Origin of the sequence: Serratia sp. TMDUHS_CL (assembly GCF_037137105.1) — a bacterium.
GTDB lineage: Bacteria > Pseudomonadota > Gammaproteobacteria > Enterobacterales > Enterobacteriaceae > Serratia > Serratia nevei.
The window spans coordinates 126,275-151,286 of record NZ_JBBBDV010000011.1; the positions used below are offsets into that span (position 1 = coordinate 126,275).

At 60.9% G+C, this 25,012-nt stretch carries 20 protein-coding genes, 1 tRNA gene and 1 other RNA gene; 4 read left to right on the top strand and 18 right to left on the bottom strand.

Translation table 11 applies throughout. The annotated features are described in order from the left end of the window. Positions 1-19 precede the first annotated feature (19 nt). The 3 genes from bcsA to bcsR are packed head-to-tail and all read right to left on the bottom strand — an operon-like array spanning position 20 to position 3,555. Positions 20-2,623 (bottom strand): UDP-forming cellulose synthase catalytic subunit, encoded by a 2,604-nt coding sequence (gene bcsA, locus WCL58_RS19390; protein WP_336851491.1) that lies wholly within the window; start codon positions 2,621-2,623, stop codon positions 20-22. Further along, positions 2,620-3,360, bottom strand: coding sequence for a cellulose biosynthesis protein BcsQ (gene bcsQ, locus WCL58_RS19395; protein WP_087762632.1), 741 nt, complete (start codon positions 3,358-3,360; stop codon positions 2,620-2,622). The genes bcsA and bcsQ overlap by 4 nt, the downstream gene beginning before the upstream one ends. 3 nt (positions 3,361-3,363) lie before the next feature. Beyond that, the gene (bcsR, locus tag WCL58_RS19400) at positions 3,364-3,555 is read right to left on the bottom strand and encodes a cellulose biosynthesis protein BcsR (protein WP_033649881.1); all 192 of its coding nucleotides are present in this window, start codon (positions 3,553-3,555) and stop codon (positions 3,364-3,366) included. Between the two features lie 189 nt (positions 3,556-3,744). Here bcsR and bcsE point away from each other — a divergent pair, with 189 nt between their 5' ends. From bcsE to bcsG, 3 genes are read left to right on the top strand one after another with little or no spacing between them, the layout of a single operon-like run. Further along, positions 3,745-5,313 (top strand): cellulose biosynthesis protein BcsE, encoded by a 1,569-nt coding sequence (gene bcsE / locus WCL58_RS19405; RefSeq protein ID WP_060424247.1) that lies wholly within the window; start codon positions 3,745-3,747, stop codon positions 5,311-5,313. Next, positions 5,300-5,503: a cellulose biosynthesis protein BcsF gene (gene bcsF, locus WCL58_RS19410; RefSeq protein WP_004934139.1), complete on the top strand. Its 204-nt coding sequence runs from the start codon at positions 5,300-5,302 to the stop codon at positions 5,501-5,503. The genes bcsE and bcsF overlap by 14 nt, the downstream gene beginning before the upstream one ends. Then, a complete protein-coding gene (gene bcsG / locus WCL58_RS19415; protein WP_336851492.1) occupies positions 5,500-7,155 on the top strand; it encodes a cellulose biosynthesis protein BcsG in 1,656 nt (551 codons plus the stop codon). The genes bcsF and bcsG overlap by 4 nt, the downstream gene beginning before the upstream one ends. A 298-nt stretch (positions 7,156-7,453) precedes the next feature. Here the strand turns inward: bcsG and dppF are convergent, their stop codons facing one another. From dppF to WCL58_RS19485, 14 genes are all read right to left on the bottom strand, one after another. Further along, the gene (gene dppF / locus WCL58_RS19420) at positions 7,454-8,443 is read right to left on the bottom strand and encodes a dipeptide ABC transporter ATP-binding subunit DppF (protein WP_047729477.1); all 990 of its coding nucleotides are present in this window, start codon (positions 8,441-8,443) and stop codon (positions 7,454-7,456) included. Beyond that, positions 8,440-9,420, bottom strand: coding sequence for a dipeptide ABC transporter ATP-binding protein (gene dppD / locus WCL58_RS19425; RefSeq protein ID WP_336851493.1), 981 nt, complete (start codon positions 9,418-9,420; stop codon positions 8,440-8,442). Before dppD ends, dppF begins: the two co-directional genes overlap by 4 nt. A 15-nt stretch (positions 9,421-9,435) precedes the next feature. After that, on the bottom strand, positions 9,436-10,338 hold the full coding sequence (gene dppC / locus WCL58_RS19430) for a dipeptide ABC transporter permease DppC (RefSeq protein ID WP_038874021.1): 903 nt from the start codon (positions 10,336-10,338) through the stop codon (positions 9,436-9,438). 11 nt (positions 10,339-10,349) lie between these two features. Then, positions 10,350-11,369 (bottom strand): dipeptide ABC transporter permease DppB, encoded by a 1,020-nt coding sequence (gene dppB / locus WCL58_RS19435; RefSeq protein WP_043129106.1) that lies wholly within the window; start codon positions 11,367-11,369, stop codon positions 10,350-10,352. Between the two features lie 170 nt (positions 11,370-11,539). Beyond that, positions 11,540-13,147, bottom strand: coding sequence for a dipeptide ABC transporter periplasmic-binding protein DppA (gene dppA, locus WCL58_RS19440; protein WP_047729481.1), 1,608 nt, complete (start codon positions 13,145-13,147; stop codon positions 11,540-11,542). 601 nt (positions 13,148-13,748) lie between these two features. Continuing rightward, on the bottom strand, positions 13,749-15,440 hold the full coding sequence (locus tag WCL58_RS19445) for a glycosyl hydrolase family 18 protein (RefSeq protein ID WP_336851494.1): 1,692 nt from the start codon (positions 15,438-15,440) through the stop codon (positions 13,749-13,751). A gap of 424 nt (positions 15,441-15,864) precedes the next feature. Continuing rightward, positions 15,865-15,993, bottom strand: a non-coding RNA gene (locus tag WCL58_RS19450) — RtT sRNA. Positions 15,994-16,027: 34 nt separating this feature from the next. Continuing rightward, a tRNA-Pro gene (locus WCL58_RS19455) sits at positions 16,028-16,104 on the bottom strand. A gap of 120 nt (positions 16,105-16,224) precedes the next feature. Then, a complete protein-coding gene (locus WCL58_RS19460) occupies positions 16,225-17,556 on the bottom strand; it encodes an MFS transporter (RefSeq protein WP_038875891.1) in 1,332 nt (443 codons plus the stop codon). A 95-nt stretch (positions 17,557-17,651) separates the two neighbouring features. Continuing rightward, the gene (uhpB, locus tag WCL58_RS19465) at positions 17,652-19,196 is read right to left on the bottom strand and encodes a signal transduction histidine-protein kinase/phosphatase UhpB (protein WP_336851495.1); all 1,545 of its coding nucleotides are present in this window, start codon (positions 19,194-19,196) and stop codon (positions 17,652-17,654) included. Further along, a complete protein-coding gene (uhpA, locus tag WCL58_RS19470) occupies positions 19,193-19,783 on the bottom strand; it encodes a transcriptional regulator UhpA (RefSeq protein ID WP_004934117.1) in 591 nt (196 codons plus the stop codon). Before uhpA ends, uhpB begins: the two co-directional genes overlap by 4 nt. A 118-nt stretch (positions 19,784-19,901) precedes the next feature. Further along, complete coding sequence (gene eptB, locus WCL58_RS19475) at positions 19,902-21,596, bottom strand: kdo(2)-lipid A phosphoethanolamine 7''-transferase (RefSeq protein ID WP_060441225.1); 1,695 nt, start codon at positions 21,594-21,596, stop codon at positions 19,902-19,904. Positions 21,597-21,819: 223 nt separating this feature from the next. Beyond that, a complete protein-coding gene (locus tag WCL58_RS19480) occupies positions 21,820-22,245 on the bottom strand; it encodes an organic hydroperoxide resistance protein (protein ID WP_004934114.1) in 426 nt (141 codons plus the stop codon). 160 nt (positions 22,246-22,405) lie between these two features. Continuing rightward, the gene (locus WCL58_RS19485; RefSeq protein ID WP_049202597.1) at positions 22,406-22,870 is read right to left on the bottom strand and encodes a MarR family winged helix-turn-helix transcriptional regulator; all 465 of its coding nucleotides are present in this window, start codon (positions 22,868-22,870) and stop codon (positions 22,406-22,408) included. A 97-nt stretch (positions 22,871-22,967) separates the two neighbouring features. Between WCL58_RS19485 and WCL58_RS19490 the strand changes: the two genes are divergently transcribed. After that, a complete protein-coding gene (locus tag WCL58_RS19490) occupies positions 22,968-23,567 on the top strand; it encodes an HD domain-containing protein (RefSeq protein WP_049274352.1) in 600 nt (199 codons plus the stop codon). Here WCL58_RS19490 and WCL58_RS19495 read toward each other — a convergent pair whose 3' ends face one another. Continuing rightward, complete coding sequence (locus WCL58_RS19495; RefSeq protein WP_369803993.1) at positions 23,568-24,938, bottom strand: carbohydrate porin; 1,371 nt, start codon at positions 24,936-24,938, stop codon at positions 23,568-23,570. It abuts the gene before it with no gap. Between the last annotated feature and the right edge of the window lie 74 nt (positions 24,939-25,012).

Genomic DNA, 25,012 nt, shown 5'->3' on the forward strand with positions numbered 1-25,012 from the left:
CGGGCGGTTGAACTCGCAGCTAACCCACTGTTTCTTGTTGACCCAAGGTCGGATCCCTGCCGACGCCGCGCGGAATAAACGACACTACCCAGGCGGTCAGCGAAGTGACCCCGACCAGCAGACCGCGCACCAGCGGCGGCGCGTAGTCCGCCATGCGCACATACCCCCGAAAGCCCAGCGCTAGCACGTCGCGCAGGCTTTCGATCGGCCGGTCTTCAGGGAACCCGTCCTGCCACAGCGCCCAGGTATCAGCGCGGGCGAAGGTGCACTGAATGAAATCGATGTGTTCACGGGTGGAGAGGTCGACCAGGCGCACCCCCACCTTGTTGCCGAAGGCGCGCGTCACCACGCAGGGGAAGCTGTACTCCTGCTGGCCGCGCTTGAGCAGCAGCGAGGCTTTGTCGCCGTCTTTCAACGCGTTTTCCACCCGCATCTCGATGCCCACGCCGCCGTCGGAGTAATCGCGCAGCGTGCAGGGATACAGATGGCCGTCGGCACGCGCAATCGCCGCCGGCATGGCGATTTCCACGCGGTGCGCCTGACGCACTTGCTTGGCCTCCACCGCCACCGCCACCGCGCCGCCGAGAATCGTCATGTTGTACAGCACCCATACCAGGCTGATGATCACCGTCATCACCTCGTCCGTCGGGCCATAGGCCAACCGCCAGACGCCGAACGCCAGCCCGGCCAGGTTCAGGATCACCAGGAACATGTAAGGCCGGGTGATCACCCAGTCGACGTGCTCCTCCTCCACCAGCCCGCCCTTGGCGGTGACGTTGAATTTGCCCTTGTGCGGATTGAACAGCGCCACCGTCGTCGGCCGCGCGATATACCAGGCCAGCACCGTTTCATAGATTTCGCTCCAGAACGAATGGCGGTATTTCCCCTGGATACGTGAGTTGGTCAGGCTGGCGTGGATCATGTGCGGCAGCACATAAAGCGCGATCGCCAGCGCCGGCGCGAAGATGATGTAGGCATGCAGCAGCAAAAACGCCAGCGGCGCGGTGAGGAAGATCAGCCGCGGAATGCCCGACAGGAAGTGCAGCATGGCGTTGGCGTAGCACAGGCGCTGCGCCAGTTTCAGTCCCTTGCCCAGCAGCGGGTTGTCCAGCCGGAAGATCTGCACCATGCCGCGCGCCCAGCGAATCCGCTGGCCGATGTGCGCCGACAGGCTCTCGGTCGCCAGCCCGGCGGCCTGCGGAATGCGGATGTAGGCCGAGGTGTGCCCGCGCCGGTGCAAGCGCAGCGAGGTGTGGGCGTCTTCGGTGACGGTTTCCACCGCGATGCCGCCGATCTCGTCCAGCGCGCTGCGGCGCAGGATGGCGCAAGAGCCGCAGAAGAAGGTGGCGTCCCACATGTCGTTGCCGTCCTGCACCAGCCCGTAGAACAAGGTGCCCTCATTGGGCGTTTGGCGGAAGCGGCCGAGGTTGCGCTCGAACGGATCCGGCGAGAAGAAGTGGTGCGGGGTTTGCAGCATCGCCAGCTTTTTGTCTTTGAAGAACCAGCCCATGGTCAGCTGCAGGAAGGAGCGCGTCGGCACGTGGTCGCAGTCGAAAATCGCCACGAACTCGCCGGTGGCCTGCTTCAGCGCATTGTTGATGTTGCCGGCCTTGGCGTGTTCGTGGGTCGGCCTGGCGATGTATTTCACCCCCACTTCGTCAGCGAACGCCCGGAATTCGGGACGGTTGCCGTCATCGAGGATATAGATGTTCACCTTCTCTTTCGGCCAGTCGATGCCCAGCGCCGCGTAGATGGTGGGCTTCACCACCCCGAGATCTTCGTTGTAAGTCGGCACCATCAGATCGATAGTCGGCCAGGTGGCGCTATCGGCGGGCAACGGTACCGGTTGCCGGTTAAGCGGCCAGACGGTCTGGAAATAGCCCAGCACCAGCACCACACAGGCGTAGGTTTCCGCCACCAGCAGCAACAGGCCGCACACCAGGCTGAGCGGATCGTCCCAGTTCAGCGTAGCGGTATAGCGCCACCACAGGTAGCGACAGGATACGGTCAGCGACAGCACGATCAGCATCAACCCCGGCAGGCGCCCCGGCACCCGGCGCACCACCATCGCGATCCCCCACAGCAGCAGAACGAACACGAACTGCGCCGGCAGATCGAACGGTTGCGAGATGCACAGCATGGCGAGGATCGCCGCCAGCACGCTGACCAGAATAAACAGCGCGCGCCGCATGCCGCGGCTCATGCGGCCGAGGCGCTCCACCGAACGCTGCTCCACGCCGGCGTTCTTCAGCCGTTGCGGCAGGCCCTGCAGCCAGTCGGCATAGCGCTGCTGCAGGCGGCGCCAACCGGCGAAATAGTCGCGCTGCACCGGCGCGCGGCCGCTGCGAAACAGCAGCAGCCACAGCCCCTGCAGCAGATAACGCAGCGCATCCGCCGGGCGCGGGCGGTCGGCGGACAGATGCGGGAACCAATAAGCGCGGCCGGCGCGCACGCGCTGCCAGGCCGGCGATTCGAAGCGCAGCAGCAGCCAGCCCAACGCCACCAGCAGCGTGGCGAAAAAGGCGGTTAGCGCCGACGCGCCGTTGCGCCGATAGCCGCGGTAGCGCGTCTGCACCGCCTGACGCACCGGCGGCACCAGCAGCAGGCTCAGCACCCGGCTCATGGCGCAACGCCCCGCTTGAGGTTGATCAGGCACCAGTTGGCCAGCGTCAGCACTTCATCCGCCGCCAGACTCTCGGGGCGGTACTCGCCCAACGGCTGCTTGACCGCCAGCGCTTCCGCCAACGCTTCGTCGCGATGGATCACCACCGGCAACAGGCCGCTCAGCGTTTGCAGCCACAGCTGATGCAGATCCTGCTGCAGCTGGCTGGCGGAGGAGTAGTGATTGACCAGGAAACGGCAGTCGTTCGGCAGCGTCTGCTGATGGAGCCGTACCTGGCAGTTGGCGTCGGGGTTCAACAGCACGAACACGCTGTCGGCAAGCTGCAGCGCCTGCTGCGCCAGCACGCCGTCCCCGACCGGAACATCCAGCAGGATCCAGCGCAGCGGATCGCCGGCGATCAGCTGGCGCACATTGTCGCGCCAGCGTTCCGGCTGTTGCTGACACTGGCGCTGCACTTCCAGCCGTTCCGCTGCATTCAGGCGGCCAAAGGGCAGAAAGTCGAGGTTTTCACAGTAACGCAGCGCCCCTTCCTGCCAGCGCCCGCCGTCCCGCTCCGCGCGGGCCCAGCCACGCGCCAGCTCGAACGGCGTGTTGAAATGCAGGCGCAGCAGATTGTCCGGCGTGAAATCGATCGCCAACACCGACTCACCCAGCTGCTGCAACGCCCAGGCGAGCGCCGCCGTGACCGACGTCGTCCCCATTCCACCCCGCAACCCTTGCAGCGCGATCACCGGCATAGATCAGTGGCTCCCCGTGGTCTGCGCCAATTCGGCCAACAACGGCCAGCGCGTCATCATTTGCGTTAACCGCTCCTGCCGCGAAATATCGACATAGCTTAATTTCGGCAATGAAAAAGCCTGGCTGAGCGCCTGCAGGTCATCCTGGCTCTCCCCAGGTGCCGCTGCACGAAAATGGGTGGGTGCGTTATTCATTCTTCCGCCTTGGCGAAAATAGGCTATGTTAATTAACTATAGCAACGATACAAAAAGAGAGAGGCAATAAGATGATTCTCAACAAATATTTTTGCAGAGCGTCGGATATTTGTTATTGCCAGAGTAAAAATGGCTATCTTTAAATATAAACGCCTTTAGTCGGCTTTCAACGAAAGTAGAACACATCCTATGGCGCACTCTTTTTCTCTAGGCATTCGGCAGATTTGGGAAGAGCTGTCGGTGATGCAGGCCCCCGGGCTTTATTGGATCAATATCGACAGGCAAAGCGACGCCGCGCTGCTGTGTCGCCAGGTCATCGCCGCCCAGCCGGCCACCCATAAAGTCGCCCTGATCTGCAGCGGCGATAAACCCGATCGCCTGCTGGCCGAGCTGGCTTCGCCTGCTTTGCAGAAGCTGCCGCTGTATCAATTACCGGAGAAAAAAGCCGCGCTGACGCAGCTGAGCGACGATCTGATGCGCGCCCTGCGGCCGCAAAATCGCTTACTTATCCTGCTGGCCCACGCCAGCCTGTGGCAAACCTTCACCACCGAAGAGCTGCGCGAGTGGACCCGTACCCTCGCCGCCTGGCTGCGGCGGCAGGGGTGTACGCTGTTGATCCTCAGCCACGGCGGCGGCATCAATAAGCTCAAGGGGCAGCTCAGCGCGCAGCATCGCATCCTGAACGGCCTGTCCAGCCTGCAATGGCAGCAGGACAGCGCGCAGTATCTGGTTAACTGGTGGAGCACCGAAAACGGCATCAATGCCAATCAGCTGCTGACGCTGTACGCCGCGGAAGGCGGCTGGCAGGGTGAGGATGAAAATAGCCAACCCTCCCCCACCGCCTTGCGCAGCGACGAAGGCCTGTATCTGGCCGAGCGCAGCATCCTGGAAGGCGCGCCGCCGCTGTCCGCCAACTGGCAGCTGCTGGAGAGCAACGACGAACTGGCGCAGCACGGCATGCTGAGACTCTCGGCGACGTTGATTTTCGCGCTGTACCAAAGCGACCAAATCGATCACCTGGCGCACCAAATCCACACCCTGCGCCGCAGCCGCGGCAACGGCTTGAAAATCGCGGTGCGCGAGATGAGCGCCAGCCTGCGCTACAGCGACGAGCGGCTGCTGCTGGCCTGCGGCGCCAACCTGATCGTACCGCACGTCGCGCCGCTGTCGCGTTTTCTGACCATGCTCGAAGGCATTCAGGGGCAGCGCTTCTCGCGCCATGTCCCCGCCGACATCGATGCGCTGCTGGCCGGCTTGCGCCCGCTGCAGCTCAAAGGCTATATGCGGCCGGAACCGTTCAGCCAGGCGGTGCTGTCGCTGATGGGCAACACGCTGCTGCCCGAGGACGGCAAAGGGGTGATGGTGGCGCTGCGGCCGGCCACCGGCCTGCGCGCCGAACAAGCGATGACCCTGTGCCACCTGCGGCGCTTCGGCGACGTGATGACCGTCGTGCAGGGGCGGCTGGTGCTGTTCCTCTCCACCTGCCGCATCAACGATTTGGATACCGCGCTGAAGTTCATCTTCCGCCTGCCGGTGGATGAAGCCTTCAGTAACCGGGTGGTGTGGCACCAGGACGTCGATATCATTTCGGAAATCAAACGCATGGCCCAGGGGCGCTGGCAGATTTCGGCCACCGGCACCGCCGGCGCCGCGCCGCGCCCCAGCGTGAAAGCGGCCGAGGTGCCCACAGAACGGCGGCAGCCGGTCGCCTTCACGCTGCCGCTCGGCCCGCAGGAGGAACCGCATGCTGAACCTTAACGACATCGTGCAACTGATCCTGCTGTGCGCGCTGATCTTCATTCCGCTGGGCTACGCCTTTCACCGGCGTTTTCCGCATTTGCGTCAATACTGGCAAAACCTGTTGTTATCGCCGCGCTATTTGAAATCCGCCGGTTTGTGGGTGCGCACAGGCTCCTCATCTCAGATTAAACGTAAGAAGCAGCCATGAATCCAAACTCGAAGACGCAATCCGATAACGCTCTGTGGCGCTACTGGCGCGGGCTGGGCGGCTGGAACCTCTACTTTCTGGCCAAATTCGCCCTGCTGTGGTTCGGCTACCTGAATTTCCACGCGCTGCCGAACCTGGTGTTCATGGCATTTCTGCTGATGCCGATCCCATCGCCGCGCCTGCACCGTTGGCGCCATTACCTCGCTATCCCGATCGGCATTGCGCTGTTCTACCACGACACCTGGCTGCCGGGCATCAACAGCATTCTCAGCCAGGGCTCGCAGCTGGCCGGCTTCAGCGCCCAGTATCTGCTGGAGCTGATCAACCGCTTTATCAACTGGCAGATGGTCGGCGCGGCCTTCGTGCTGCTTATCGCCTATCTGTTCGTCGCGCAGTGGGTGCGCGTCACGGTGTTCACCGTGGCGGCGCTGGTGTGGCTCAATATCGTCAACATCGCCGGGCCGGCGGTCTCACTGCTGCCCGCCACTTCCACGGCCTCGGCCGGCGGCGCCAATACGCCGGCCACGTCGGTGCCAGCGGCAGGGGATGCTGCCCCGGCAGACAGCCTGCCGCCGACCAGCGCCAATCTGACGGCCTACCTGAATCAGTTCTACGAGCGGGAAAAAGGCCGCGCCACCGCGTTCCCGGCCACCTTGCCCGCCGACGCCCAGCCGTTCGATCTGCTGGTGATCAACATCTGTTCGCTGGCCTGGGCCGATATGGAGGCGGTCAACCTGCAGAATCACCCGCTGTGGTCGAAGATGGACATCATGTTCGACAGCTTCAACTCGGCCACCGCCTACAGCGGCCCGGCGGCCATACGCCTGCTGCGCGCCAGCTGCGGCCAGCTTTCGCATCACGACCTGTATCAACCGGTGAACCAGCAGTGTTACCTGTTCGACAACCTGGCGAAGCTCGGCTTCAAGGAACAGCTGATGCTCGATCACTCCGGGGTATTCGGCAACTTCCTGAAAGAACTGCGTGAACAGGGCGACATGCAGGCACCGCTGATGTCGCAGGCCGGCATCGGCAACGAGCTGACCTCGTTCGACGGCGAGCCGATTTATAACGATCTCGAATTGCTGACCCGCTGGCTGGATCAACAGCAAAAAGGCGGTGACGGCCGCACCGCCACCTTCTTCAACATCATTCCGCTGCACGACGGCAACCGCTTCGTCGGCTCCAGCAAGAGCGCCGACTATCAACCGCGCGCGCAGAAACTGTTCGATCAGCTGAACACCTTCCTTGACCAGCTGGAGAAATCCGGCCGCAAAGTGGTGGTGGTGATCGTGCCGGAGCACGGCGCGGCGTTGGTGGGCGACAAGATGCAGATGTCCGGCCTGCGCGATATTCCCAGCCCGAACATCACCCATACGCCGGTCGGCATCAAACTGATTGGGATGAAGGCGCCGCATCAGGGCAGCCCGCTGCAGATCAAAACGCCGAGCAGCTATCTGGCGCTGTCTGAACTGGTGTCGCGCCTGGTGGACGGCAAGGTCTTCAGCGAATCCAGCGTCGACTGGCAGGCGCTGACCCAGGGGCTGCCGCAGACCCCGGTCATCTCCGAAAACGACAACGCCATTGTGATGCAGTATCAGGGCAAGCCCTACATTCGCCTGAACGGCGGTGACTGGGTGCCTTACCCGCAATAAGCGCGGCCTCATCCCCCCAAAGCACGCCGCCGGCGTGCTTTTTTATTGGTTTTTTATAATAAAAAAGTGAAACCGCTCGACCGACAGAATGTTATTAACAACAAACCGTTGAATTCTATTATTCGATTATTATTTCCATACGAAGATTCTTAAAAAAATAACGATTTGTCAGAATAGCGTTAAGGGCAGAATTTAAAAAACGGGTTGTCGCGATCGTTTACTGACTAACACATTGATTGAATAATAAAAAACGCCGGCGCAGTGCCGGCGTTTGGTTTAAGCAGGAAAATCCGACGCCTTACGCCCCCGGATGCTCGTCCTGATCGACCGCAAAGCAGGCCACCATCTGCTCACCGTACTGTTTCAGCTGCGGCTGCAGCTGCACGCAGGTGCCGAAGGCGCGGCGGCAGCGGGCGTTGAACGCGCAGCCCGGCGGCGGGTTCATCGGGCTGGGCAGTTCGCCGGTCAGCTTGATGCGCTCGCGGCGCATATCCGGGTTCAACCGCGGCGTCGCCGACAGCAGCGCCTGAGTATAAGGATGGCGCGGATTGTTGAAGATCGCCTCTTTGCTGCCCTTTTCCACGCAGCGGCCGAGGTACATCACCATCACCTCGTCGGCGATGTGTTCCACCACCGACAGATCGTGCGAGATGAACACATAGGACAACCCCAGCTCCTGCTGCAGATCCATCATCAGGTTCAGCACCTGAGCGCGCACCGACACGTCCAGCGCCGACACCGGCTCATCGGCGATCACCACGTCCGGGTTCAGCATCAGCCCGCGGGCGATAGCAATACGCTGGCGCTGGCCGCCGGAAAACATGTGCGGGTAGCGGTCGTAATGCTCGGTCTTCAGGCCGACCTTCGCCATCATCTCCAGCGCTTTTTCCCGCCGTTCGGCGGCGCTGAGCGGGGTATTGATCAACAGCGGCTCCTCGAGGATCTGCCCGACCTTCTTGCGCGGGTTGAGCGATCCGTAAGGATTCTGGAACACGATTTGGATCTTCTGGCGGCGCAGTTTCTCGGCCGAGACGTCCGGCTTCAGCAGGTCCTGCCCCTGATAGTACAGCTCGCCGCCGGTCGGCACTTCGATCATCGTCAGCAGGCGGCCGAGCGTCGATTTGCCGCAGCCCGACTCGCCGACCACCGCCAGCGTTTTGCCGCGCTCCAGGGTGAAGGAGACGCCGTCCAGCGCCTTGACCAGCCGCTCCGGCGCGAACAGGCCCTTTTTCACCGGGTAATGCTTCTTCAGGTCGATCGCCTGCAGTAAAGGTTGATTCTGGCTCATACGGTCGGCCTCCCCGCATCATCCAGCGGTGTGTGACATTTAACCTGACGGCCGGGAATGCTGCGCAGTTCCGGCTCCTCGTTACGGCAGCGCTCGTTGGCATAGGGACAACGCGGGTTGAGCAGGCAACCGGTCGGGCGATCGTATTTGCCCGGCACCACGCCCGGCAGCGAAGCCAGGCGCGCCTTGTCGGCGGCGAACTCCGGCAGCGCGCGCAGCAGCGCCTGGGTATAAGGATGGCGCGGCGCGCGGAAAATCTCCACCGCCTTGCCGGATTCCACCACCTGGCCGGCATACATCACGATGATGTGGTGCGCGGCTTCGGCCACCAGCGCCAGATCGTGGGTGATCAGCACCAGCGCCATGTTTTCGCGCTGCTGCAGGTCCAGCAGCAGTTCGATGATCTGCGCCTGGATGGTCACGTCGAGCGCGGTCGTCGGCTCATCGGCGATCAGCAGCTTCGGCCGACAGGCGATGGCCATGGCGATCATCACGCGCTGGCTCATGCCGCCGGAAAGCTGGTGCGGGTACACGTCCAGCCGCGAGGCCGGATCGGGAATGCCCACCTGGGTCAGCAGGTCGATAGCGCGCTGGCGGCGAGTGCGGCGGTTGCCGCCCTGATGCACCTTCAGCGCCTCCATGATCTGGTAACCGACGGTATAGCACGGGTTCAGGCTGGTCATCGGATCCTGGAAGATCATCGCCACTTCAGAACCCACCAGCTGGCGGCGCTCTTTTTCGGAGATCTTGCGCAGATCCTGGCCGTTGAACTCCAGCTTGTCGGCCATCACCTTGCCGGGGAAATCGATCAGGCCCATGATCGCCAGCGAGCTGACGGATTTGCCGGAGCCGGATTCACCGACGATGCCGACCACCTGGCCTTGCTCCACGCTGTAACTGATGCGGTCTACCGCGCGGAACGGGGTGCCTTCGTCACCGAAGTGCACCGAAAGCTTGTCTACATTCAATAACGCCATCTCTCTCGTCCTCTGTTACTGCTTGAGTTTGGGGTCGAGAGCGTCACGCAAACCGTCCCCCATCAGGTTAAATGCCAGCACCGTCAGCAGGATCGCCAGGCCGGGGAAGGTCACTACCCACCAGGCGCTTTGCGCGAACTGCAGCACGTCGGAGAGCATGGTGCCCCACTCCGGCGTCGGCGGTTGCGCGCCCATGCCCAGAAAGCCGAGAGCGGCCATGTCCAGAATGGCGTTCGAGAAACCGAGAGAAGCCTGCACGATCAAAGGCGCCAGGCAGTTAGGCAGAATGTTGACGAACATCTGGCGCAGCGCGCCGGCGCCCGCCACCCGCGAAGCGGTGACGTAATCGCGGTTCACTTCCGCCAGCACCGCCGCACGCGTCAGACGCACATAGTGCGGCAAGGCGACGAAGGTAAGCGCCAACGAGGCGTTGACGATCGACGGCCCGAACACCGCCACCAGCACCAGCGCCAGCAGCAGGCTCGGCAGGGCCAGCATGATGTCGACGACGCGCATGATCACCGCATCCACCGCACCGCCGAAGTAGCCGGCCAGCAGACCGAGCACCACGCCCATGATCAGCGACAGCACCACCACCAGGCAGCCGACCAGCAGCGACAGGCGCGCACCGTACATCAGGCGCGACAGCACGTCGCGGCCCACGTCGTCGGTGCCGAGGAGATATTGCCAGCTGCCACCCTCTTGCCACACCGGCGGCTTGAGCAGCGCGTCGCGGAACTGATCCGCCGGCGCATGCGGCGCCAGCACCCCGGCGCCGAGCGCGATCACCAGCATCAGAACGATATACACCAGGCCGACCACGGCCCCTTTATTGCGCTTGAAATAGTGCCAGAACTCCTGAAACGGGGTCATCGGCTTCGGCGCACCTTTAACTGCAGACTCAGTGATTTGAGACATGAGAGCGCCCCTTATTTCTTGTGGCGAATACGCGGGTTGACCACGCCGTAGAGCACGTCTACCAGCAGGTTAACCAGAATGATCATACAGGCGACCAGCAACACCCCGCCCTGCACCACCGGGTAATCGCGGCGCTGCAGCGCGTCGATCAGCCAGCGGCCCAGTCCCGGCCAGGAGAAGATGGTTTCCGTCAGGATGGCGCCGGCCAGCATGGTGCCGACCTGCAGCCCGATCACCGTCACCACCGGCAGCAGCGCGTTGCGCAGCGCGTGGACGACGATCACCCGCATGCGGCTCACGCCCTTGGCGCGCGCGGTGCGGATGTAGTCTTCACCCAACACTTCCAGCATCGAGGAGCGGGTCATGCGCACGATCACCGCCAGCGGGATGGTGCCCAGCACGATGGCCGGCAGGATCATGTGCATCACCGCGTCGATAAAGTCGCCCGGCTCGCCCCAGATCAGAGTGTCTATCAGCATGAAGCCGGTCAGCGGATGGCTGTCGTCGAGGAAGACCGTGTCGCTGATGCGGCCCGACACCGGCGTCAGGTTAAGCTGCACCGACACCAGCATGATCAGCATCATGCCCCACCAGAAAATCGGCATCGAATAGCCGGTCAGCGAGATGCCCACCGCGGTGTGATCGAAGACCGAGCCGCGCTTGACTGCCGCCAGCACCCCGACCGGGATGCCTACCAGCACCGCAAACAGCATCGCGCAGAAGCCCAGCTCCAGCGTGGCCTGAAAGCGCGGAACGAACTCGCTCCAGACGGAGATGCGGCTTTTGAGTGAGGTGCCCAGATCGCCGTGCAGCACGTTGGACACGTAGGAGAAATATTGTTGATAGAGCGGCTTGTCCAGCCCCATTTCCGCCATCAGCTGCGCGTGGCGCTCGGCGGAGATACCGCGTTCCCCGGCCATGATGGTCACCGGGTCGCCGGGGATCATATGGACGAATGCAAAAGTCAGCAACGTAATGCCGATAAACGTTGGGATAACTAACCCCAAACGTCGGAGTATGAACTGCAACATATCCCGAACTCTCTGTATCAATGCCCGGCAGCTCATCGTCCGCCAGGCTTATTAACGCTCACATGCCTTTGAACGATTCGACGGCCATACGCCGGAGACTGGTCAGCAGGGGCGCAAACCTGTTGCGCCCCTGCAAGTCCATTCGTGCGTCTCCGGTAAAGCGGTCGAAATCAGTCTACAGAGACATTCTCGAAGTGATGCTTACCGAGTGGATCCACGACGTAGCCTTTCACTTCCTTACGCACAGGCTCGTACACGGTGGAGTGTGCGACAATCAGCGCCGGAGCCTGATCGTGCATCACCACCTGCGCCTGCTTGTACAGTTCGATGCGCTTGTCGTGGTTGGATTCGGCGCGCGCCGGTTGAATCAGATCTTCAAACGGCTTGTAGCACCAGCGGGAGTAGTTGGAGCCGTCTTTCGCCGCCGCGCAGCTGAACAGCGTGGCGAAGAAGTTGTCCGGATCCCCGTTGTCGCCGGTCCAGCCCATCATCACCGTCTGGTGCTCGCCCGCTTTGGCGCGCTTGAGGTATTCACCCCACTCATAGGTCACGATTTTGGCTTTCACGCCGATCTTGGCCCAGTCGGCCTGGATCATTTCCGCCATGCGGCGTGCGTTCGGGTTGTAAGGACGCTGTACCGGCATCGCCCACAGGTCGATGCTGAAGCCGTCGGCCATGCCCGCTTCTTTCAGCAGTGCTTTCGCCTTGGCCGGATCGTAAGCATAATCCTGTACCGCGTCGTTATAGCCCCACATGGTCGGCGGGATCAGGTTCTTGGCCGCCTGGCCCGCGCCCTGATAAACCGCGTCGATGATCGCCTGCTTGTTGACCGCCATGGTCAACGCCTGGCGCACCTTCAGGTTATCCAGCGGCTTTTTCTCGACGTTGAACGACAGGTAACCCACGTTCAGGCCCGGCTGTTCCATCAGGTTGATGGACTTGTCTTGCTTCATGCGGGCGATATCGGCCGGATTCGGGTACGGCATCACCTGACATTCGTTTTTCTGCAGTTTGGCGTAGCGCACGGAGGCGTCAGGCGTGATGGAGAACACCAGGCGATCGATCTTCGGCTTGGTGCCCCAGAAACCGTCGAATGCCTTGTACAGGATCTTGGAGTCTTTCTGGTATTGCAGCAGCTGGAACGGACCGGTGCCGATCGGATTCAGGTCGACTTTCTCCGGCGTGCCGGCTTTCATCATCACGTCGGCATATTCGGCGGACAGGATGGACGCGAAGTCCATGCCCAGGTCAGCCAGGAACGGCGCCTCCGGGCGGTTCAGCACGAAGCGCACGGTGTTGTCGTCCACTTTTTCAATCTTGGCGATCAGCTTAGGCATGTCCATGCCTTCAAAGTATTCGTAACTGCCGCCGGACACTTTGTGGTAGGCGTTGTTCGCATCCAACTGGCGCTCAAAGGAGAACACCACGTCGTCGGCATTGAAGTCGCGCGTCGGTTTGAAGTCTTTGCTGCTCTGCCACTTCACGCCTTTGCGCAGGTGGAAGGTGTAGGTTTTGCCGTCTTCGCTGACGTCCCACTTCTCAGCCAGGCCCGGCTGCAGTTCGGTGGTGCCGATTTTGAATTCGACCAGGCGGTTGTAGATCGGTACCGAGCTGGCGTCGTAGGTGGTGCCGGAGGTAAACAGCTGCGGGTTGAACCCTTCCGGGGAACCTTCAGAACAGTAAACCAACGTCTTGGCCTGAACGCTGGCCGCCACGGTCAGCGCGATCAGCCCAATGCCGAATTTCAGAACCCCCGATTTACCCAAGGAACGTGTCATCGTTAGTGCTCCATTGTGTGATGTGATGTGTGTAATTGCCGCCAGACCTGTATTTTTTATTGCGTGGCCTGTGCGATCGGCGCCCGAAGGCAGAAGGCGTACGAGGAGAGAATGCCGGATGGAACGCATCGCGGCGGGGACGTCTGAGCGCGTGGAATTCACTCAAACAACTCTCGCTCTTACCCCTGAGGCTATCAAGTTGCCAACTGTTTGGGGTGTCGTCAATATAACCAGTGGGGATTTACGCAGACTGTGAGAAACAGCAAACAAACATAAAAAAAACCTTTTGTTAACAGTTCCAGCATGAAAATTTATGCTAAGCGGTCATTTTTAGCGCATTGGTCTGACCCTCACAAACTTACTGGTTTTTAACTCCGTTAAAAAACCCCAAAACTTTGTTGCTGAATGATGAATATCTGAACGGTTATTTTTGTGATCGCCGTTAAAGACAGGAGGAAATGCTGAAGGATTACCCAAAAGGGTGAGTCCGATGGCCGCGCTTTGCGCCGGCGAGGGCCACAATCTGTGCGGCGTAAAAAAACTTTCGGCGGTGAAAAAGCCGGGGGCGAAAGGATATCCCCCGGCAACGCACTGCAACCGATTATTGAACGCCGGCGCTGTTGCCCAGGCTGGCGTTCATGCTGTTGAGAATATCGCCGTTGTCCGCATCGATCTCCCAGGAGAACAGGCCGCCCAACTGCTTATCCAGCACATACTTGCCTTTGGCCTGCACCGAGCGGGCATCGTCGAAGGTGATCAGATCGCCGGTGGAAGGCTTGAACACGTAAGGCGCTTCCGCCGTGGCGTCGTAGGTGTACTGCCACTCGCCGCTCATGAACTGGCTGGCGATTTGGCGGTAGTCCACGATGCCGTTCTCCCAGGTGCCTTTAACCGGCCCGGTGGCGGTGCCGGTAAACGGAATATTGTTCTGGTAGCCGTTCACACCGGTCCAGCCGCGGCCATACATGGCGGTGCCGACCACGATTTTGCCCGGCTTGACGCCCTGCGCCAGCAGCGCATTGACGCCGTTCACCGTGGTGTAGGCGGTGTCCGGTTTCCAGGCCGGCGCATTCAGCGCGGTCTGGTGCCCCAAGTTCTTCAGATCGAAGGCGCCGTAGAAGTCGTAGCTCATCAGGAAGATGTGATCCATCGAGTTCTGCGCGACGTTGTAAGCCACCTTATCGATCTTGTCCTTGCCGGCGCTGATGGCGGAGGTGAGCTCATACTTGCGGCCGGTTTCCGCCGACAGCTGATCCAGCATCGCCCGCAGCTCCTTCATCAACAGCACATAGGTTTCCCCATCCTGCGGGCTGCCCAGGTTCGGGTTGGCGCCTTTGCCGCCCGGGAACTCCCAGTCGATATCCACGCCGTCGAAGAACTTCCAGGTCTGCAGGAACTCTTTCACCGAGCCGACGAAGCGATCGCGCTTCACCTTGTCGCCCATGAAGAAGAACGGGTCAGACAGCGTCCAGCCGCCGATCGACGGCAGGATTTTCAGGTCAGGGCGCGCCTGCTTCAGCGCCATCAGCTGGCCGAAGTTGCCCTTGTAGGGGTCATCCCAGGCGGTGACGCCCTTCTGCGCTTTTTGCAGCGCGGCAAACGGATCGTGGATCGAGACTTTGAAGTCCTCGCGGCCCTGACAGGAGCGCTGCAATGCCTGGAAACTGCCTTCGATCTCTTTCAGGCTGTCGTTGATGCCGTTGCCGCCGCAGATCGGGATAAATCCGTACAGCAGGTGGGTCAGGTTTTGCGCCGGGATCTTGTCGACGGTGAAATTGCGCCCGTAAACGCCCCACTCGACAAAATAAGAACCGACGACTTTGCCGGAGTTTTGTTTATAAGGTTTGTTCTTTTCCAGCAGCGGCTCTTTCAACGGCGCCAAATGGCTGCCGTCGGTGTCGGCCACCACAATTTCGGTGGCGTCGCTGGCGGTGCAGCCGTCGGCATTACACAGTGCCACCTGCATTTGATAACGGCCACCTTTATTCACTTTAAAATTCGCCGTACCGGAAGATCCGGTTGAAGGGCCGCTCCACGCCTCTTTGCCATTTAATAAAATTTTTGCCGTCGTGCCGATGTCGCCATTCCATAAATTCCAGGAGACAGAAACGTCGGCGGCATTTTTTACCTTCACCAGATTATTATAAGCGGTGGCCGCCTGATCGACTTCGACGATAGCGAACTTGGTGTTGCCCCAGGCGATGGTCGGTTTGCCCGGTGCGGCGGCCTGCGCCGCGGAACACAGCGTGCTGCCGATCAACAGCGCCAACAGCGGTTTATTAAATTTGCGCATAACTGATTCCTTTATTCCGAGAGGATAAACATAAAAGAGTTAATCGACGCCACGCATTGCCGGAGCAAAATGATCCCGCAATAATCCACGAAGATTAACGTTAATAAATAATCACGGTATTTCCCACGCAGCGGGAATAAGAGCTCCCGCGTTGTCCATTCAGACTATAGATAAAAAAAACGTGAAAACAAGAGCGCTATCAACCGGGTTTTATTTGGCAAGCATGAATTTATTTAAATATAAAAATAAGAACCTAATGGGAATAAGGAGTGTGAATTAATTAAGCGTAAAGGATAAATATATTTCACGAGGACGGCAGATTGAGGCACGCCATAAAGCGCAGCCGACCGTATCGGAGGAGGTACTCATCCTCATAAACGACGGAAGAAAAAAAACCTGCTTTAAAAAGCAGGTTTTCGAATGGTGGTCGGCGAGAGAGGATTACGCGCATCTTTGATGCGCGCCCTGCGGGCCGTTGCTGAAGCAACGTTGTCTCGCTTCGCGAGGCTCGAACCTCCTGCAGAGGTGCTCATCCTCATAAACGACGGGCGAAAAAAAACCTGCTTTAAAAGCAGGTTTTTCGAATGTGGTCGGCGAGAGAGGATTCGAACCTCCGACCCACTGGTCCCAAACCAGTTGCGCTACCAAGCTGCGCTACTCGCCGATGCGGGGCGCATCTTACTGCTGGCGGTTATAGGCGTCAATCACTTTTTTGCCCCTGCATTTCAAGTGGTGATAAAAGCGCCATAATGCGCTGCGCCGGGGGTTGCGCAGCGTATTTCACTCAGGCGTTGGCGGTTTTCAGCGCCGGCGTCTGCGCACGCAGGAACGGCAGCAGGAACAGCGCCGACAGGCAGGCGGCGATGGAAATCACCACGAAGAAGCCGTTCCAATGCCAGATCTCCATCACCCGCGCAATCGGGTAGCCGGACAGCGCCGCGCCCAGGTAGGCGAACAGGCCGACGAAACCGGTCGCCGCACCCGCCGCATCCTTGTGCGAGCACTCCGCCGCCGCCATGCCGATCAGCATCTGCGGGCCGAAGATGAAGAAGCCGATGGCGAAGAAGCAGCAGGCCTGCAGCAGGTAGGTCACGCCCGGCATCAGCCACAGCGCCGCCACCGACAGGAAGATACCGATGGCGAAGATCAGGTTCATCGGGCCGCGGTTGCCGCGGAACAGCTTGTCGGAGCCCCAACCGGCCACCAGCGAACCGATAAAGCCGCCCACTTCAAACAGCGAAATGGCCGAGTTGGCGGTCATCAGCGAATAGCCCTTTTCCTGCGTCAGGTAGAGGTTGCCCCAGTCGTTGATCGCGGTGCGCACGATGTACACCAGCACATAAGAGACCGCCAGCAGCCAGATGTACTTGTTGGTCAGCACGTAGCGTTTGATGATCTCGCGGTTGCTCAGCCCCTGGCCTTCCGATTCCTGCACCAGCTCCATGGCGTCGTTACGCCATTTGCCGACGCTCGGCAGCCCCAGGGTGGATGGCTTGTCGCGCAGGCGCCAGCACATCAGCAGGCCGAGCACCACGCCGATGATGCCGGGAATGATCATGCCGTAACGCCAGCTGAAATGCAGCGAGATAAAGCCCACCAGCAGCGGGATCAGCGCGCCGCCGACGTTGTGCGAGGTGTTCCAGATCGCCCACCAGCTGCCGCGCTCGGAGCGCGAATACCAGCTGGTGAGGATTTTGGAGCACGGCGGCCAGCCCCAACCCTGGAAGAAGGCGTTGAGGATCCACAGCGTGCCCAGCATCAGCAGCGACGAACTGAGGCCGAAGAAGATATTCAGCACCCCGGTCATGATCAGGCCCAGCCCCATAAAGTAACGCGGGTTGGAGCGATCGCTGATCATGCCGGAAATGAATTTCGAGCAGCCGTAGGTGATGTAGAACAGCGTGCCGAGGATGCCGACGTCGGACATCGTCAGGCCCAGATCGCTCAGCATCGCCGGCATGATGAAGTTGAAGCTTTTGCGCGTGAAGTAAAACGCGGCGTAGCCGATGTACATGGTGCACATCAGCTGGATGCGCCAGTATTTGTAGCTGGCGTCGATCTGCCGTTGATCGGTGACCTGCGGCGCGTCCGAGCGGCTTTTAAGGAAAGACCACATGTGGAACCTCAGAGGATTGAATAAAGTGCCGCTATGATGCTCCTCGCGCGCGCGGGAGGCTTACGCCGGATTCCCGACGCGGCTAGGAGTTTTTCCTAGTTTGGCGCTTGCGCCGGTGAAACTGTGGGCAAGATCACACTCAAACAGGCGCCCCGTTCAGCGGTGAACCGCAGGCTGCCGCCGAGGGCGCTGATGCGCTCCTGCATACCGCGCAGGCCATACCCCGGCTGATGGTTTTCCGCATCGAAACCCACGCCGTTGTCGCGGATGGTCAGGGCGATCAGCGGCGCAGCGCCTTTGCGCGGCTGCAGGCGCGCGTCCAGCTCCAGGCGGCTGGCGCCGGCGTGGCGGCACACATTGGTCACCCCTTCCTGACACACCCGGTACAGCGTGATTTTCAGCGTTTCATCCAGCAGCTCGTCCGGCACCTGCCACTGCAGGCTGCTCACCAGCGACGCGTCCTGCGGCAGCGACTCCCGCAGCATCGCCGCCACCGCCGCCGACAGCGGCAGGTTGTTCAGCGCCGCCGGCCACAGCTGGGTCAGCACGTCGTGCACCCCGTCGTAGACCCGCAGCGCCAACGCATCGATGGCGTCGGCGCAGCCGATCACCGCCGGCTCCGGCGCCAGGCGTTTGACGATGCTGGCCTGGGTGCGGATCACGGTGATGGTCTGCCCCACTTCATCGTGCAGCTCGCGCGCCACCTCGCGCCGGGTTTGCTCCTCCGCCGTCACCAGCGCCCGCGCCAGCTGGCGGTTCTCCGCCAGCCGCAGCCGCAGTTGCTGATTCAGCTCGCGCTGGCGCTGAATGCCGGCGCCCAGCAGCAGCCCGGTCAGGCTTTGGGCCAGCAGCGACAGCAGCAGATCGCGGTGCGACTCCGGCTGCGGCGGCTCGTTGACCATCAGCGCCACGCCGTTGAGCAGCGTCGCCAACAGCGCGCCCTGCCAGCCGTAGCGGTAAGACATGAACACGATAGGAATGGCCAGGCAGAACGGCGCGAAACGGCGCAGCTCGGCGGCGTTCACCTGCTGCTGCAGCCAGATGCTGAACGCAAACAACAGCAGATAGCTGGCCAAGTGGCCGAGGCGCAGCTCCACCGGCTTGTGGATCAGCCCCGGCTCCAGCGGCACCCAGATTTGGCGCGCCAGATAGTGCCACAACAGCAGGCAGGTCGGCGCGATGGTGAAACCGCCGGTCAGGCCGAGCAGCAGCGCGCGGGCGCCTTCGCCGCTCACCAGCTGCCATACCAGGGCCTGCAGCAAGGCGGCGGCGGCCACCACCGCGCCCTGCAACAGCGGCCACCGCCATTCGCTGTCGCTCTGCTGATGGCGCAACAGCCACGGCGAGGCCAGCAGGCTGAGCAGCACCGTCAACACCAGCACCGCCACCAACGCCCACAGCGCCGGGCCGTAACCGAACTGGTCCGCCAGCAGCGCCATCAGCAGCAGGTCGGCCAGCAGGATCCCCGGCCAGAAACGGTACGGGCTCTGCAGCAAAATGCCCATGCGCAGGCCGAACGGGAACAGCAGCAGCGCCTGCCAGGGCGGGTCGATCAGCGCGGTGCCGATGCCCCACAGGCAAAAGGCGCTGGCGGCGTAGATGAAAAACAGCGCCAGCTGGGTGATCAGGCGCTGCGTCACAGGTTCAGCATCCGTCTGGCCAGCTCGACGTTATTGTTGATGCCCAGCTTGGCGAACAGGTTGGCGCGATGCACATGCACCGTCTTCGGCGACAGCCCCAAGGCGGCGGCGATCTCGCGCACCTCCTGGCCCTGCGCCAGCAATAGCGCGATTTCGCGCTCGCGGCGGGTCAACGGATCGACCCTCACCCGCGCCAGCTGCTGGGCGATTTCCGGCATCAGGTAGACGCCGCCGCCGGCGACGGTGCGCACCGCGGTGATCAGATCTTCCGGCTTGCAGCGCTTGGAGAGGAAACCGCTGGCGCCGCGTTCCAGCGCCATTTCCACCAGCGCCGGGTTGTCGTGCATCGACAGCATCACCACACGGATGCCGGAGGGAATGTCCGCCAGCAGATCCAGCCCGCTGCCGTCCGGCATCGAAATGTCACAGATGCAGATTTCCGCCTCCAGCCCCGGCAGGCCGGCGCGCGCCTGCGCCGCGCTGCTGAACTCGCCCACCACCTGAATATCGGCCTCCAGCGACAGCAGCTGCACAAAGCCCGAGCGCACAATGTCATGATCGTCGATAAACGCCACGCGCAGGGTCATGGAAATCTCCGGTTAGAAGGGAAGTGCGCAAGTATACCGTATGCACACACCGGAATAATTGATGAAGAGAATGTATTGAGTGAAATTACCGGGTGCGCAAGGCACCCGGCGGGAAGGATTACAGGCGGGCGGGCGCCGTTTTATGCTGCGGCAGAGAGCACCAGTTGTTTTTATCCACGATGCCGCCGTTCGGCGAGGTGTAGCCGAGGCAACCGAGGATGGTATCGAACAGCTCGACGTGGCGATGCGTTTTGCCGATGCGCTGCTGCGCCTGCAGCTGCTCAAAGGCGCTGAGGTGCTGCGGGTTCTCGAGGAACTTGTCCGACGCCCATACGATCATCGGCACGCGGAACTGCTCCGGCGGCGCCATTTCGCGCGGCGTGCCGTGCAGGTGCGTGTTCTCGCCGATCGATTCGCCGTGATCGGCGGCATAGAACACGATGGCCTTCTTGTCGCGCACCTGATCGATCACATTGCTGATAAAGCTGTCGGTATACAGCACGGTATTGTCGAACGCGTTGATCAACTGCGCCTTGGTGCATGAGTCATCCACCCCCATGCACTCCGGCTGATAGCGCGCATAGCTGCGCGGATAACGCTGCGAGTACAGGTAGTGCGAGCCTTTGGTATGCAGGATCACCAGGTGTTTGCCCTTCGGATAGCGCGCCAGCGACTCCTTCATTTCATCCACCAACAGCATGTCATCGACCGCCTTGCCGTCGTTGCGCTTCTCGGACGCGATCATCTCGCGGAACGAATAGTTGTTCACCTCGGTGTTGTTGTAGAACCACACCTCGCTCTGCATGGCGAACAGCTCGGAAGAGAAGCCCAGATCCTTCAGCACCGCGAACACGTTCTGCTCTTTCAGCGTGCGCTGCGGATTGTCTTCGGTGCCGCCTTCGCGCACGAACATGCAGCGCAGCGACAGCTTGGTGGCGGTGTCGCACGACTCGCCGCGAAACGCCACCAGGTTCTTCTCTTTCGACAGCCGCGGCGTAGTATCGCGCTCATAGCCCAGCATGCCCATGTGATCCCAGCGCGTGGTCTCGCCGATGATGAACACCACGTAGGTATCGTCGATATCCGCCGGCGGTACATAGGTGAAGTGTTTGCCCGGATCGAACATCGTGCTCTGGTCCTGGCTTTCGTCATAGCGGGTATAGGCAAACAGCCCCAGCGCCGACAGCCAGTTGGACGGCAGATACGAGTGCGCCACCACGCCACCGTAGCTCGGCAGATCGACGTTGGCGAGCTTCTCCTGCACGCTTTGCTCGTCGTCCAGCATGCGCAGCGGCAGCCAGACCAGCGCCACCACCGCCAGCAAGACCAGCAGCGGCTTGATGCGATGACCAGGGGTTTTCAGCTGTTCGATCAGGGTGTAACGCAGGCCGTTTTTCCAGATCAGCAGCAGCGGCAAGGCGCTGAGCGCCACCATCCACAGCACGAAGTGCAGGCCAACCACCTCTTTCGACAGATCGATGTCGGTGGTCATCACCGACACCACGATACCGTAGCCGATCACCACGTTGAAAAACGTCATGTAGTAGCTGGCGGCGACCGAAATCAGCACCAGCAGCGAAGCGACGATGCGATAAAACAACCGGCCGCCGAGCGACACCAATCGCATGATAAAGAAAGTGAATAAAACGATGGCGATCACTTCCGTCACCGCCGAAATAAGCTTAATCCCCTGAATGCCGTGCGCAAGCGAGTCAAAACGGCGATAGAAAACGGACAGGTTTAAAAAGATGCCGATATAGATCGCTAACAATAACGATAAATTCTGCTGTGATAGCGATTTTATTTTGTTCATGTAGTGCGGTGGCTCCGGAGGGCGATAGCAGTTCTGAGTTTTTCAGACAGTCAATGCGGCTGCAGGTTCAGCCAACCGGCAATAAGCGTGGTTTTGCAGGCGACAATCAAGAGAATTCTCACAAAACAGGTTTTTTTTACCCTGTTGTGCGAACTCTGGAAGGGAAAGCAAGACAAGAAATGGAGGGAGACCCCTCCATTTTTCAGCGCGTCGGCGAAAAACGTTATTTCACGTTCAACGTCACGTCGATATTGCCACGGGTGGCGTTGGAGTATGGACACACCACGTGCGCCTTTTTCACCAGATCTTCCGCCACGCTGCGCTCGATGCCCGGCAGCGAGATATCCAGCTGCACTTCGATGCCGAAGCCGTTCGGGATCTCACCGATGCCCACGGTGCCGTCGATCTTGGCTTCGGCCGGGATTTTGACCTTTTCTTTCGCCGCGACAAACTTCAACGCGCCGAGGAAGCAGGCCGAGTAACCGGCGGCGAACAGCTGCTCAGGGTTGGTGACTTCGCCGCCGGCGCCGCCCATCTCTTTCGGTACGCCCAGTTTCACGTCCAACACGCCGTCGGAGGAGGTCGCACGGCCGTCGCGGCCGCCGGTTGCGGTGGCGTGAGCGCGGTAAACCACTTTCTCAATAGACATCGTTCATTCCTTCTTGCTGGTTGGCGAGATGACTACGGCTTCCACGAGGTAAAGCCGGTCACATATTTATCTTTTGCGATTAAATCGCGCACTACTTATTTTTGACACTTATTAACCAGTGTAGACCACCCGCGCCGTTCTTGCGTCCGGCGGCGGCGGGTCAAATCTGATCGATCAGGCTGCCGCGCAGCTTTTCCAGCTGCTGTTTGAGCGAGACGATCTCGTCCAGGCTGCAGTCGGTGGCGCACATCACCGCCTCGGGCACCGATTGCGCCCGCTCGCGCAGCGCGCGGCCGGCTTCGGTCAGGGCGATGATCACCTGCCGCTCATCGGTGGTGGCGCGATAGCGCACCAGCAAACCGGCGGTTTCCAGCCGCTTCAGCAGCGGCGTCAGCGTGGCGGAATCGAGGAACAGCCGCTCGCCGATATCCGATACCGTCACCCGATCGCGCTCCCACAGCACCATCATCACCAGGTATTGCGGGTAGGTGAGTTCGAGCTGGCTCAACAGCTTGCGATAAACTTTGTGCAGCGCCAGGTTGGCGGAGTACAGCGCGAAACAGAGCTGCTGATCGAGCTGCAGCAGGTTCTTCGCCTTGGGTTGTTCGGTCTCGGTGCTTTTCATGTGTGTGAATATAGATAGCGCACGATGTAATCGCAAGCTATTTCTTGTGAGGTATGCTACATTTTTTTCATGCAGAGGATGCTCGGAGGGAAAGGAAATGACGAACACGCTTGCAGAACGCGCGCGCCGCTACGCCACCAAGGCGCATGCGGCCATCGATCAGCGCCGCAAATACACCGACGATCCGTACATCGTCCACCCGCAGGCGGTGATGGAGCTGGTGCGCAGCGTACCGCACACCGAAGAGATGCTGGCGGCCGCCTGGCTGCATGATACGGTGGAAGACACGCCCACCACCCTCGGCGATATCGACAGCCATTTCGGGCCGAAGGTGGCAGAGCTGGTGCGGATGTTAACCAACGTCAGCCACGCCGAGGACGGCAACCGCTTTGAGCGCAAAAACCGCGATCGGCGCCACAGCGCCGGCGCATCGCCGCAGGCCAAAACCATCAAGCTGGCGGATCTTATCGACAACACCCGCTCGCTGCTGGACTACGACAGCCACTTCGCCCAGACCTACCTGATCGAGAAACAGCGCCTGCTGGAGGTGCTGACCGAAGGCGACCCGACGCTGTGGCGCCAGGCCAGCCATATCGTTGAACAGGGGCTGCTCAGGTTGCAGCAGCCGCCGCACAACGTGCCCGCCAGCTGGTTCGAACACGCCCGCCGGCGCTACCGCGAGAGCGACGCGGCCTGATCAGAAGGTCACCACCGTTTTCAACGCCGTCACCCAGGCGTCCTGCGTCTCGCTGACGCCCGCCGGGTGATGCCAGTACTGCAGGCCCGGCTGCAGCTGCAGCCACGGCGTGACGTTAACCCGGTAATACAGCTCCGCCGTCACCGAGTGGCCCGGCACCGGCCGGTAGTTCGGATCGTGATAATCGCTGATGCCGCTCATCTGGTTGAGATAACGCTGATTGTCTTTGTAGCGGTCGCTCAGCTTCACCACCGAGACACCGAGCCCCAGCCAGTCGTCCGGCCGCGCATCGAACAGCCCGCGGTAACGGATGCCGGTCGAGGTAGACCAGTGCAGGTAGTTGCTGCGCTGATCTCCCAGCCCCAGGCTGTAAAACACGCTCAGACCGCGGTTGACGTCATCCGCATGGCGCGTCACCTGCTGGTTGAAACCGGTATACAGGAACCAGGTGCGATCGTGGCTGCGATAGCCCTGCGGATCGCTGGCACCCGGCCCGCCGGACACCCCTTCATAAAGATCGCTCTGGCGCGCGTTGGTGAACAGCACGCCCAGGTTATACACCCCAGGCAGCTGGTTGACGGCGTGGGTTTTCAGCTCCAGCTCCATCGGCAACAGGAAGCCTTTGCTGCCCTTGGTGGACCAACTCCAGGCGTGGCTGCGGCTGGGGGCGCTCGGGTTCTGCTCCATCACGCCGCCCTTGAGCGTCAGGCCGTCGGTCAGCTTGTATTGCAGCGTGGTGCCCCAGTAATGCACGTTCCAGTTATACCAGGTCAACGAGTTGGCGGACTTGCCGCCGCACAGCGTCAGCGTCTGAAAATCGCAGGGAATGATCTGATCGAAATCCTGCACCTTGTTCATCATGCCGATGCGCCACTGCAGCCGGCGATCGAGGAAGGAACGGCTGAAGGTCAACCAACCCAGCCGGGTAATCGACTGCCCGCCAAAGCTCTCCTGCGACAGATCGGTCAGGCCGACGCGCGGATCCTGCAAGCGATCGCGGGTCAGGTTGTTGTCATGGTTGCGGTTGACGATATTGCCTTCGATCGCCGCGTCCGGAATGCCGGTCAGCGCCTGCAAATCCTGGCTGAAGGTCAACGAGAATTGGTCGATGTACGATGCCTGTTTGTCGTGGTTGTAACCGCCGCCGGCGTTATACGACAGCTGGCTGAGGTAGCCGAGGTTATAGTGGAAGCCGTGATCCTCCAGGATCGGCCTGATCCCCAGCATATCCCCCAACAGCCCGGGCTGTGGCGGCTCAAAGCCGAGCGCTACCCCTTCCCATTTGGCGGTGGGGGCTTCGACGTCCTTGCCGGTTTGCAGCGTTTCCGCCTGCGCCTGGCTACAGAGCAGCGCCAGCGCCGCCAGGGTCATGGAACGAGGTAATAAGCTTTTCATCATTATTATATTTCTCCGCATAACGGCTGACTGCGGGCAACAGCATTCCC

Bases quoted from the DNA above. Each gene is read 5' to 3' on its own strand.
- WCL58_RS19490 (WP_049274352.1), top strand. From the start codon at position 22,968: ATGACGAACACGCTTGCAGAACGCGCGCGCCGCTACGCCACCAAGGCG.
- WCL58_RS19445 (WP_336851494.1), bottom strand. From the start codon at position 15,440: ATGCGCAAATTTAATAAACCGCTGTTGGCGCTGTTGATCGGCAGCACG.
- WCL58_RS19495 (WP_369803993.1), bottom strand. From the start codon at position 24,938: ATGACCCTGGCGGCGCTGGCGCTGCTCTGTAGCCAGGCGCAGGCGGAA.
- uhpA (WP_004934117.1), bottom strand. From the start codon at position 19,783: ATGACCCTGCGCGTGGCGTTTATCGACGATCATGACATTGTGCGCTCG.
- WCL58_RS19485 (WP_049202597.1), bottom strand. From the start codon at position 22,870: ATGAAAAGCACCGAGACCGAACAACCCAAGGCGAAGAACCTGCTGCAG.
- bcsA (WP_336851491.1), bottom strand. From the start codon at position 2,623: ATGAGCCGGGTGCTGAGCCTGCTGCTGGTGCCGCCGGTGCGTCAGGCG.
- WCL58_RS19480 (WP_004934114.1), bottom strand. From the start codon at position 22,245: ATGTCTATTGAGAAAGTGGTTTACCGCGCTCACGCCACCGCAACCGGC.
- dppF (WP_047729477.1), bottom strand. From the start codon at position 8,443: ATGAGCCAGAATCAACCTTTACTGCAGGCGATCGACCTGAAGAAGCAT.
- dppB (WP_043129106.1), bottom strand. From the start codon at position 11,369: ATGTTGCAGTTCATACTCCGACGTTTGGGGTTAGTTATCCCAACGTTT.
- dppD (WP_336851493.1), bottom strand. From the start codon at position 9,420: ATGGCGTTATTGAATGTAGACAAGCTTTCGGTGCACTTCGGTGACGAA.
- bcsR (WP_033649881.1), bottom strand. From the start codon at position 3,555: ATGAATAACGCACCCACCCATTTTCGTGCAGCGGCACCTGGGGAGAGC.
- eptB (WP_060441225.1), bottom strand. From the start codon at position 21,596: ATGAACAAAATAAAATCGCTATCACAGCAGAATTTATCGTTATTGTTA.
- dppC (WP_038874021.1), bottom strand. From the start codon at position 10,338: ATGTCTCAAATCACTGAGTCTGCAGTTAAAGGTGCGCCGAAGCCGATG.
- bcsQ (WP_087762632.1), bottom strand. From the start codon at position 3,360: ATGCCGGTGATCGCGCTGCAAGGGTTGCGGGGTGGAATGGGGACGACG.
- WCL58_RS19460 (WP_038875891.1), bottom strand. From the start codon at position 17,556: ATGTGGTCTTTCCTTAAAAGCCGCTCGGACGCGCCGCAGGTCACCGAT.
- bcsG (WP_336851492.1), top strand. From the start codon at position 5,500: ATGAATCCAAACTCGAAGACGCAATCCGATAACGCTCTGTGGCGCTAC.
- bcsF (WP_004934139.1), top strand. From the start codon at position 5,300: ATGCTGAACCTTAACGACATCGTGCAACTGATCCTGCTGTGCGCGCTG.
- dppA (WP_047729481.1), bottom strand. From the start codon at position 13,147: ATGACACGTTCCTTGGGTAAATCGGGGGTTCTGAAATTCGGCATTGGG.
- bcsE (WP_060424247.1), top strand. From the start codon at position 3,745: ATGGCGCACTCTTTTTCTCTAGGCATTCGGCAGATTTGGGAAGAGCTG.